Origin of the sequence: Streptococcus pluranimalium (genome assembly GCF_047785705.1) — a bacterium.
Classification (GTDB): Bacteria; Bacillota; Bacilli; order Lactobacillales; family Streptococcaceae; genus Streptococcus; species Streptococcus pluranimalium_A.
The window spans coordinates 1-10,372 of the sequence record NZ_JBLOJV010000047.1; the positions used below are offsets into that span (position 1 = coordinate 1).

General features: G+C 39.1%; 9 protein-coding genes. 3 read left to right on the forward strand and 6 right to left on the reverse strand.

The window, feature by feature from the left end; translation table 11 throughout:
• Positions 1–338: 338 nt before the first annotated feature.
• On the reverse strand, positions 339–608 hold the full coding sequence (gene rpsO / locus ACMZ6Z_RS08530; protein WP_062711346.1) for a 30S ribosomal protein S15: 270 nt from the start codon (positions 606–608) through the stop codon (positions 339–341).
• A gap of 121 nt (positions 609–729) precedes the next feature.
• Positions 730–1,899, reverse strand: coding sequence for an MFS transporter (locus tag ACMZ6Z_RS08535; RefSeq protein ID WP_416132127.1), 1,170 nt, complete (start codon positions 1,897–1,899; stop codon positions 730–732).
• A gap of 89 nt (positions 1,900–1,988) precedes the next feature.
• Between ACMZ6Z_RS08535 and ACMZ6Z_RS08540 the strand changes: the two genes are divergently transcribed.
• Positions 1,989–2,645 carry a cyclic nucleotide-binding domain-containing protein gene (locus tag ACMZ6Z_RS08540; protein ID WP_416132128.1) on the forward strand — a complete coding sequence of 219 codons (657 nt, stop codon included), beginning with the start codon at positions 1,989–1,991 and terminating at the stop codon, positions 2,643–2,645.
• A gap of 296 nt (positions 2,646–2,941) precedes the next feature.
• Here ACMZ6Z_RS08540 and ACMZ6Z_RS08545 read toward each other — a convergent pair whose 3' ends face one another.
• A complete protein-coding gene (locus ACMZ6Z_RS08545) occupies positions 2,942–4,261 on the reverse strand; it encodes a nucleobase:cation symporter-2 family protein (RefSeq protein WP_416132129.1) in 1,320 nt (439 codons plus the stop codon).
• A gap of 224 nt (positions 4,262–4,485) precedes the next feature.
• Between ACMZ6Z_RS08545 and def the strand changes: the two genes are divergently transcribed.
• On the forward strand, positions 4,486–5,100 hold the full coding sequence (gene def / locus ACMZ6Z_RS08550) for a peptide deformylase (protein ID WP_416132130.1): 615 nt from the start codon (positions 4,486–4,488) through the stop codon (positions 5,098–5,100).
• An 880-nt stretch (positions 5,101–5,980) separates the two neighbouring features.
• On the opposite strand, the gene ACMZ6Z_RS08555 is transcribed toward def, so the two are convergent.
• The 3 genes from ACMZ6Z_RS08555 to ACMZ6Z_RS08565 are packed head-to-tail and all read right to left on the reverse strand — an operon-like array spanning position 5,981 to position 7,633.
• Positions 5,981–6,268, reverse strand: coding sequence for a hypothetical protein (locus ACMZ6Z_RS08555; protein WP_416132131.1), 288 nt, complete (start codon positions 6,266–6,268; stop codon positions 5,981–5,983).
• The gene (locus ACMZ6Z_RS08560) at positions 6,268–6,726 is read right to left on the reverse strand and encodes a hypothetical protein (protein ID WP_416132132.1); all 459 of its coding nucleotides are present in this window, start codon (positions 6,724–6,726) and stop codon (positions 6,268–6,270) included. Before ACMZ6Z_RS08560 ends, ACMZ6Z_RS08555 begins: the two co-directional genes overlap by 1 nt.
• Complete coding sequence (locus ACMZ6Z_RS08565; protein WP_416132133.1) at positions 6,716–7,633, reverse strand: IS1595 family transposase; 918 nt, start codon at positions 7,631–7,633, stop codon at positions 6,716–6,718. Before ACMZ6Z_RS08565 ends, ACMZ6Z_RS08560 begins: the two co-directional genes overlap by 11 nt.
• A 394-nt stretch (positions 7,634–8,027) precedes the next feature.
• Here ACMZ6Z_RS08565 and ACMZ6Z_RS08570 point away from each other — a divergent pair, with 394 nt between their 5' ends.
• The gene (locus ACMZ6Z_RS08570) at positions 8,028–10,319 is read left to right on the forward strand and encodes a hypothetical protein (RefSeq protein WP_416132134.1); all 2,292 of its coding nucleotides are present in this window, start codon (positions 8,028–8,030) and stop codon (positions 10,317–10,319) included.
• The last annotated feature ends 53 nt before the right edge of the window (positions 10,320–10,372 follow it).

The following is a 10,372-nucleotide window of genomic DNA, read 5'->3' on the forward strand; positions in this document are numbered from 1 at the left end:
ATTGGGTTGTTGAGCGAACTTTTGCTTGGTTGAACCACTCTCGAAGATTAGCTAAGGATGTTGAAAAGTCCGTATCATCAGAGGTTGCTTTTGTCAAACGATCACACATTAGTCGGCTTTTAAGGGCTTTATCATTTTGTGAATACAGGTTCTTAGAACTAAAGCTGCATTATCTAACAAATATAAAGATGGAAAGAAAGCAAAAAACTCTCCCAAACGGAAGAGTTTAATGAAAATCGCACGACACTTGGCGAAAAGATAGAGTCCATTAGACGCCTAGCGTCGTTTGTTTCCTTTCCTATTTCGCTGTGTGTCACTATACGGCTTTGAGTCTTAGATTAACGACGTAGTCCAAGTGATTGGATCAACTCACGGTAGCGGTTAACGTCTGTGCGGCGTAGGTATGCCAAGAGGTTACGACGATGACCGATTTTTTTCATCAAACCACGGTATGTTGCGTGGTCTTTTTTGTGCTCTTTGATGTGGCTGTTGAGGTGGTTGATTTCCCAAGTCAATACTGCAACTTGTACTTCAACTGAACCTGTATCACCTTCGTGACGAGCGTATTGTGAAATGATTTCATTTTTTTTCTCTTTTGAGATTGCCATTGTATGTTCTCCTTTTTTTACTTGATCCGAGTCTTAGGATTGGCATGCCTAAAACCAAGAAAAAGTTGGTTTTGCCGATGATCGACCCTTTCATTTTATCAAATTCCTGATGGAGGGTCAATTATTTTCTTTTTGGAGGATAGCCTAGAGCAAGCATCAAGACTGCTGTCATGCTCAATAGCAATAATCCATACCAGCCAAAAACAGCTGTCGGTCCTGGTGCCAGATGGGTTAGCAGCTGGAGTGCTAGGGCGGTTGATCCGCCCCCTAGATTGCATCCCAAGAGTACCATGGTCGTAGCAGTGGTCACTAGGTGATGAGGCATCTTTTCTGAGACTGTGTGAAAGGCATAGGTCACAGCCAAGGAGTAGCAAAAACCTGTCGCTAAAGCCCCTAGAACTAAGAGTAACCAGCTGTCAGCTCGCCAAAGGACTAGACAACCCAAGGCAAATACCAGACTAATACTGGCTTGGAAGAATTTGCCAAAAACAGCCATCAAGGGCTCATAGAGAGCGCCTGCCAATATCCCCACGATCATCATGGCACTAAGGAGGAGGCTAGACTGGGTCGCGGTCCCAAGCCCTAGCTGCTCAACAACTTGAGGGATCCGAATGGTCACCGAAGAGTTAACCAAGATGATAAAGCCAGCGTAAAAGGCTATGCACAGTGTATAAAGCAGATGTTTGCTGGAGAGTGTCGCATGCTTGGGTAAGACGGCGACAGGTTTTTGAGCAGACGATGGGGTATCGGGGACAAAAGCTAAATAGAGAACCAAAACCACCAAGCCAAAGCCATAGATGGCAAAGGAGGCTGACCAGGAAATGCCCAACAACTGACCAGCTATAAAGGTCAAGAGGGCTGAGCCTAAAACTTCCATAGACCCTCTAAGCCCTAACATTCGTGTCCGATCTTTTCCTGTAAAGCGCTCACTAATGACATTGATAGCACGGGCATTTAGCATGCCTATGCCATTTCCTAAAAGAATGCGAGATAAAAACATCACTGGGTAAGACGGCATAAAGACTGGCAAACTACCTCCGATAGATAAAAGGAGAAGCCCGATGATGATAACAGCTCGCTCTTTCAAGTAGCGATTGATGATCGGGCTTAAGAGCAAAGCTGCCATGATCGCAAAGGAAGATAAGGGAACAAGTCGCTCGATTTGTGAGGCGTTATAGCCGTAGCGCTCAAAGTGGGCTATCATCGAAGGAAGGGCTGGTGACACCGCAAAGGTCGAGACCATCATCAGAGATAGGGAGAGTAGACTGGCTTTTTCGAGAGTTGATTTCATGATAAACCTTTCTTGCAGAATATAGCTATGCCCAGTATAATGAATCTTAGCACATATCAATAGGACCTATGTCCTAAAAAGGATACAAAATGAAAAACATAAACCCTTTGACCAACTTCCTTAAAGATGAGGCTATCGCTCACTTCTTCCCAGAAAAATACCACCAATACCTACAAGTCATGACCTATCAAAAAGGCCAGTTAATCTGCTCTCAAGGAGATACCCTAGAGCACATTGCCTACTTGTTATCTGGCAGGGCCAAGGTTATTCGCCACTCTGCCAATGGCAAAGAGCACATCTTAGAAACCATTGAGCAGCCGACGATTATCGGGGACATTGAACTCCTAACCCAAAGACCTGCCGTATCTTCAGTCATCACTCTAACAGAGTGTGTCTTAGTCCAGCTTCCCCTGTGCCATCAAACAGCCTTATTAGCTGACCCAATCTTTCTTTATCACATCGGACGTGAGATTGCCCACAAATGTTATCAGCAAAACATCAGCTCAGCTGCTAATATCACCTACTCTGTCAAAGAACGATTAGCGACCCATATCCTAAAGCATGCCCAAGAAGACCTTTATCACCTAGAATTATCGCTTTTAGCAGATGCTTTTGGGACAAGCTATCGCCATTTGAGCCGTGTCATCAAGCAGATGGTCGACGAAAAACTCCTTTCAAAAACCAGCTCCAAGACCTATACCATCACAGAACGCCAAAAACTTCAGCACCTGGCCATCCAAGAATAAGGCTAATTTTTTGGAAAAATCCTTAACCCTTGTGCCGATCCTCTGCTACCAAAATAGAGAGCCACTTCTATCTACAGACATACACAGCCAAAGCCCCTGCTCAACTAGACTACTGATACTATTTTTGACCATCACGACTCTTTCCAAGAACATCATAAAGGCCTTACCCCTCTTGAAAGAAGACATAAGGCCTTTTTAATATGTGATGATGTCGTTAAAACAATTTTGAATGAGTGATTGGAGAGTGTTACGATTGCACCAACCCCAGTCGCTTATCAAGCTTATCTTAACATTTTTTAGTTTTTGTCTTTTAAAACAAGGTTTAAAATCAAGGCTGCTAAAGTTCCTGTAGAAATACCAGAAGATAGTACCATTTGGATTGGCGTTGGTAAACTTGTCAGCAGTTGCGGACGGACAGTCACTCCGATACCAAGTGCGAAGGCAATGGAGATAATCAATAATTCGCGGTCACCCATTTTGATAGTCGCCAGGGTCTTAATCCCTTGTGCGGCCACAAGCCCAAACATAATCACACCAACACCCCCTAAAACAGGCTGTGGCATCACCGAAATCAAGGCTGACAACTTTGGAAAGACGCCCAGAATGGCCAAAATCAAACCAGCAAGAATCATGACATGACGGCTGGCTACCTTTGTAAGGGTAATCAAGCCAACATTTTGAGAAAAGGCTGTGTTAGGCCCTGCTCCAAAAACACCTGCAAGCAGTGAGCCGACACCATCTGCCAAGACACCATTGGCAGCTCTCTCGCTAGTCATTTGGGTGCTAGAAGCCTCACCGATAGCCATCATGATGCCTACCGTACCAATCAAAGACACCACATAGGCTGGCAAAAAGGAGAGAATTGCTGAGGCATTAAAGATGACACCGTAGTTAAAAATCTTTGGAAAGGCAAACCAGGCAGCAGCATTAACAGACGATAGGTCTACTTTTCCAAGGAAAATGCAAAGCAGATAACCAAAAATCATGCCGATAAAGACAGATGCTGTCGACCACATGCCCTTTCCATAATGACTTAGGATAAGGGTAAAAACCATGATTACAAAAGCAATGCTGATATTTTCCACCGAGCCATAGTCTTCAGCTCCAAAACCACCCGCTGCCCAGTCCATACTGACAGGTAAGAGCGTAATCCCAATCAAGGAAACAACTGTCCCTGTAATAAGTGGGGGAAAGAACTTCATTAACGGTTTGATAAAGCGGCTAAGGATGATTTCCACCAAAGATCCCGCAATGGTGGCTCCTACTATACCAGCAATCCCAAAGCGACTACCAACAGAAATGGCTGGATTGGCAAAGGTAAAGTCCGTCCCCATCATACCTGATACACGTGAACCGACAGGTCCTAGACCCTTGGATTGTAACATCGTGGTTAGACCTGCTACAAAAATAGACGCCGAAACCATGACAGACGTTTCTTCGACACTAAGCTTAAGTGCTCCTGAAACAACCAAAGGCACAGCAATAATCCCTGCAAAAGCTGCCAAAATATGCTGCAAAGCCAAAACAAGGGATACTCCAAGAGGCGGTTTATCCTCAATCTGATAGAGCATCTGGTCTGCAAGCTTTTCTGAAGTAGCCTGTTTCTTCAAGGTCATGAACAATTCTCCTCTAAAAATAAAATGATACCTTATTTTAGCAGGATTTTGAGTGTTTTTCAATAGTTTTAGCGAATATTTTTTGTATTAAGTCTAAATATTGTTCGATTTTTTAGAAAATGATTCCTTGACTTGAGACCCCACCTTATCCAAGACTTTAACTGACTTGTATTTTATGGTATAGTAAGGATACAAACCAGTATAAATTTAGCAAAGGAAATCTTATGTCAACTATTGATAAACTTACCAAAGCCTCGCATTTGATCGACATGACTGATATTGTCCGTGAGGGAAATCCTATCCTTCGAACCAAGGCTTCAGAAGTCACTTTCCCCCTGTCTGATCAAGAAATCATCTTGGGAGAAAAAATGCTACAATTTTTAAAGCATTCGCAAGATCCTGTCATGGCTGAAAAATTTGGTCTCAGAGGCGGAGTCGGCTTGGCTGCACCACAGTTAGGCATTTCAAGCCGCATCATTGCTGCACTTGTTCCCAATCTTGAAGACGAGGAAGGCAAACCACCAACTGAAGCCTATAGCCTGCAAGTGGTTATGTATAACCCTAAGATTGTCTCTCACTCCATCCAGCAGACCGTACTAGCAGACGGAGAAGGGTGCCTTTCCGTTGATCGGGTGGTGGAAGGCTATGTGCCTCGCTATTCTCGTGTCACTATCGAATATTGTGATAAAGATGGTGAAAAACACAAAATCAAATTAAAAGGCTACAACGCTATTGTGGTGCAACACGAGATAGACCACCTCAATGGGGTACTCTTTTATGATCGGATTGACACAGCAGAACCCTTTAAAATTGAAGAAGGCGTTATGGTCTTAGAATAAGTAAATCACAGTAGTTTGAGAGCTCCATATAGCATTCCCGCGTGATCAAATAGCGCGCAACACATCTGAGATGAGCAAGATAGTGACAGGGAGATCGAAGGTTATCGATTACATAACCACCATGTTGTATCATTACTAAAAAATTTAGGGAACTATATACCAGTTTACACCAATCACAAGATATAGTATTTGTGTGAATATCAAAAAAGGCGACTTCCAAACGGAAATCGTCTTTTAATAACGCCTAAATTCTTCATAGTGTTCGTTCATATACTCTGCCAACCATTCCATACCATAGGCTATTTCAAAAACTTCTAAAACCATTGAAATATAGTTATTTGAATCAAGATCAGGACATCGATGAATCGTTTTGATAAACGCTAATACTGTTAGCTATTCTATACTTTGTCCTAATCTATTTTCAATCCACTATATTAGGTTGAAATCCGTATTCTTTGAGTTTAGTGATAACATCTTTTATAGAACGAATTTTCACTAACTTAATAATCTCCCCAGCATCTTGTCTATCCCTATCTCGTCCGCTGTCTAGCTTCATTCCGAGAATGTAGGAAAGTGGCGGTACAAGGACTGTCAGATTTGAATAGCCGTATGCCTTCTCACAGATGGAACGTGGCGGTATTCTATTCATATTAGCTACATTGTTGTTCAACCACAATTCATCAGGCTCGTTCACTCCGAAATCATTACCAACTCTTTCTCGATGATACTTCTGATTTTAGCATCTTCTTGATAAAAGGCATCGACATCTTGTGTTCCTCGAAGATTATAATACTAAAGGACGAAACCACCAACGCAGATAATTTCAAGTTCAATGTTTTCTTTATCTAATTCAGCATTGAGAGCTTCAAATAAGATTTTCTTATCCATAGTTCCCCTCTCTAAACAGCTTTAAAATGTCTTTCGGTTGACTTTTACGATTGGCTTGTAAGACATGTTCTCTTGTATGAGTACCGTCCATTAAAGCATCTTGCAAAGTTATCTTTTGAAACGGTGTCAGAGTAGGATTTTTTAATAACTGTTCAACATCTTCAGTTGTTAATTTAGTCTCTTCGTCTTGAATAACCTTGTAAAGATAACGAAACCATAAATCACCATCACTTCCAGCATGTTTGCTGGCTCTTACCATATAATCATACCATGTTGTCATTACTGTTCCCCCTTATTTTCTCTAGGGTTATAGTGCATGGCTATCCAAAGTTTTTTATCAAAATCAGATAGTTCTTTTTTCTTTGGATAAACGCAGTCATCCAAATCAGGGAATTTGAGACTATACTTTTTCTCAAAAAAGTTCTGAAATTCCTCCTTACTTTCTGCGACATCAATCAAGGCTTCCAGCTCTGCCATGTGTTTAGTGATTGCTTTTCTATCTATTTTTTTAAGGCTTTCTTTCAACGCATCGTAGACACAAGTCTTTGTTAGTTGAGCGTAAAAAGAACGATGGTTAGTAACAAAATCAAAACTGTACTTCTTATTCCAGAATTTCGTATACTTGTCATAAAATCTATCAGAAAGACTAACCTGATACCCAATTAGTTTACTGTCAACTCTTCGAGAAATAGACCTTTCCAATTCAAAATGTAAATCATTTAGTATATTAGTAGCCATAAATTAGCTCCCTATATTTATTACGGACACAGGCATTTGAAAGTAAGAGATTAAAACGCTGACTATCCGAATAATCACGAGTATTATAACGGAAAACAAATTCATCTACATAGTCTTGAAGATATTTCTTAGACCATGAGTGATAAATTCCTAATACTCCACGTTTCAATCCAGCCCAAAAGCCTTCAATCGTGTTAGTATAAACATCGCCTTGCACATATTCACGAGCACCGTGATTTACAAAGTTATGTTGATACATCTTAGCCACTTTATTATAACCCAGCCATTCGTCTGTGTAAAGTTGAGCAGTCTCTTTGACATATTTGATGATTTGCTCGGTCAATGTTTTTGTCTTTGTATCTGGCACATGATGAGCATTGACTTTTCCTTGGCGTTGTACCATACCTACTACAGCAGATTTATCTTTCAATGAACGTCCTTGTGCGTTTTTGACTTTCTTAGAGTTATGGCGATTCTTGTTTTTACCGCCAATATAGGTTTCATCAACTTCTACGACATCATCAAGACTATTTCCGTTTTCAGTACCAAAGCATTTGCGAATACGTTCCAGCATGAACCATGCTGTTTTTTGCGTAACGCCAATATCTTTTGACAGTTGTACCGAAGAAATCCCTTTTTTATGGGAAGTTACAAGCCAAATCGCCATGAACCATTTACGCAATTCAATCTTAGTATTATCAAAAAGAGTGCCAGTTTTGACATTGAAGTATTTGCCAGTATTTTTACAACGATATTTATTTCTCCTGCATTTATAGACTTTTGAAGTAGCATCAAAAGGGCTGACAATCACATCGCCCCAAATCATGTTTTCTAAATGGTCTATACATGACTGTTCGTCAGGAAAAGCAGATTGTAAATCGAATAATGACTTAAATTCAAACTTCATAACTTGTACTCCTCACTTCGTAATTACATTATATCGAAAACAAGAATATAAGTCAATAAAAATGTAAACTTCTACTATACAAGATTCCAAAATTTTGATATAATAGACTTATCAAATTAGTAAAGGAAATGATTGGTATGAACGCAATCACAGCTCACAGGCTCACAGGCTCACAGGCTCACAGGCTCACAGGCTCACAGGCTCACAGGCTCACAGGCTCACAGGCTCACAGGCTCACAGGCTCACAGGCTCACAGGCTCACAGGCTCACGCTGATTATGTAACCGGACGTGTTTTTTGTCAACCCCTAAAACAGGTTTTCTCACATTTTTTTGAGAAGGCTTTTTATGTTGAGTTTTCTGAGTTGTTTTTAGTGAGAAATGGGGAGGTACAATATGCCTAACCATTTCTCAAACGAAGTTGATGGACAACTAAAGTTTTATCAAGATTATCTACCTCTTGTTGATAAAACTTTGAAAACAGATGATATTTTAACAGATTATACAGATGGTATTATAAATGGAAATCTGATTGAATTTAAAGTTGTTATCAATGATATTAACTCTGTTCTATTCCAAGCCATCAAATATCTATCTGCTCGGAGAATCAAAGGAAAAGAAATTCCCAAAAACATTCTACTTGTGTCGCTAACGAATGAAAAAATCTACGTTTTTGATAGTCAGGAATATTTAACACATATCGAAAAAGTATATTTTGGTGGTGCAAGTGTAAAAACCTCTGGTTTTTCTTCTGATGCTCCTCTTGAGGTTTTAGAATACGGTCAAAGCCAACTAGACGAAAGTCGTCTCATTATTTTACTGCGTTCAAAACAATACACAAAAATTAACATTGACGAAAACTGTATTGTTGGTTGGGCAGAACGTTTTTATCGTGAAAACAAAGGAGCTAAAAAGTCTGATTTTATCGGTGACCATACTGGTAAAGTTAAAATTATTGGTGAAATTCGGAAACCTGAAAAACTAAAAGAGTTTATCAATCCTTATATCGGTGAAACTAATGTTCAATTTCAATATTTGATGGATAAACTCAATGATACTTTGCAAAAGAAAAATTTAGGAGCTTTCTACACTCCTGAACCTTATGTTCAAAAGTCATTGGAGCTAGTCCGACAAGCTATTAAACGTGTTCCAGAAGGAAATGATTATATTATTTTGGATAGATGTGCTGGAACTGGAAACCTTGAGAAATTGATGAGCGACGAGGAATTAAGTCACTGTGTTCTTTCAACTATAGAATATTATGAATACAAGGTTCTGCTGGAATTACTTGGAGATAAAGTCCGTCATATCATTCCACCAACTGAAAAAGAAGATACTTTTAATATGGGGCTAGTCCGAGGAGCTGATGCTCTTAGCGAGGAATATATCAATAATGAAATTATTCAACGCTATATCAACGACCCAAAAGTAACAATTATTTTGTATGAAAACCCACCCTATGCAGATACACGCAGTATAGAGCATCAAAAAGCAAAAAAGACTTCATCATCATCTCAATGGAAACAAAGTTATTTAATGAAACAGATGAAACAAGAAATCAAGGGAATGGGCGTAAATGAGATGGGAAACATCTTTATTTGGAGTGGTTTCAAATATTATCTTCGTCAGCCTACTGATAGCTACATTATTTATAGCCCAATTAAATATTGGAAAGAAATTCACCTCATTGATAAAAAATTTGAAAGAGGATTTGCTTTCAACAGAAGACATTTTCACACTAAAATTGATGCACTAGTTTCTTGTATTCTTTGGTCAAATGTAGATGAAAAATTAGATAATATTACCCTTGAAGCATTCAATATAGTCAATAACGAAATCTTACAAGAAGAAGATTTAACTATCAATCGTATTTATACGAAATATAGTAATGTGTATTACGACAAACGGAAATTTAGTGACGATAAATTATCTGATTTTGTATTGGGGTTAAATGGAGCAAAATTAGTAGGCACGAATAAGATTACTTCTCAGACAATTATAAATAACAATCTAATTGGCTATTTGCGAGCTTCTGGAGTGAATTTTGACAATCCTGACTTGGCATCTTCTCTACTAGTTGCTAGTCTATATAATGGTGCAGGGTATTTCCCATTAAGAAAAGACAATTTCCTAGAAAAACTCCCAATGTTTGCCGCCAGTCGCTACATTACTTATAATCGTCACTGGACACAGCGTGCTAATATTATGAAATCTGCTGATGGTGCTGAACGTTTTAATAAATCTGTATCAAGTAACAAGATTGAACAAGACTTATTGAAAATTCTGCTCTTCACAACACTTGAAACGCAAAATCACATGAGAAGCTTATATGACTCTGATGGACGATTCTACCGCAATGAGTTGTCACTGGATAACTCTAATGGAGATACGCTAGCAACAGTCAACTTAGCAAAATTGAAACAAGGTTCTAAAGAAACTACTTTATTTGAACAATGGAACAAAGTCCTAACAGAAGCTAAGAAAACGGAAAATTATAATTCTAAATTAACGTATTCAGTTTATCAGATTATTGATGAGCTTAACACATCTGAAAAAGATGAAAATGATAAAACAATCTATGACTATCCTGAATTAAATGGACACTTATATACTTTGAAAACAATGCTAAAAGAGTATTATAACTCTGAAATTGTACCATTCTTATTTAAGTACGAATTTTTGAAGTGATAAATAAAAGACGATTTCCAAAAGGAAGTCGCCTTTTTTGTATTGTTAAAAAT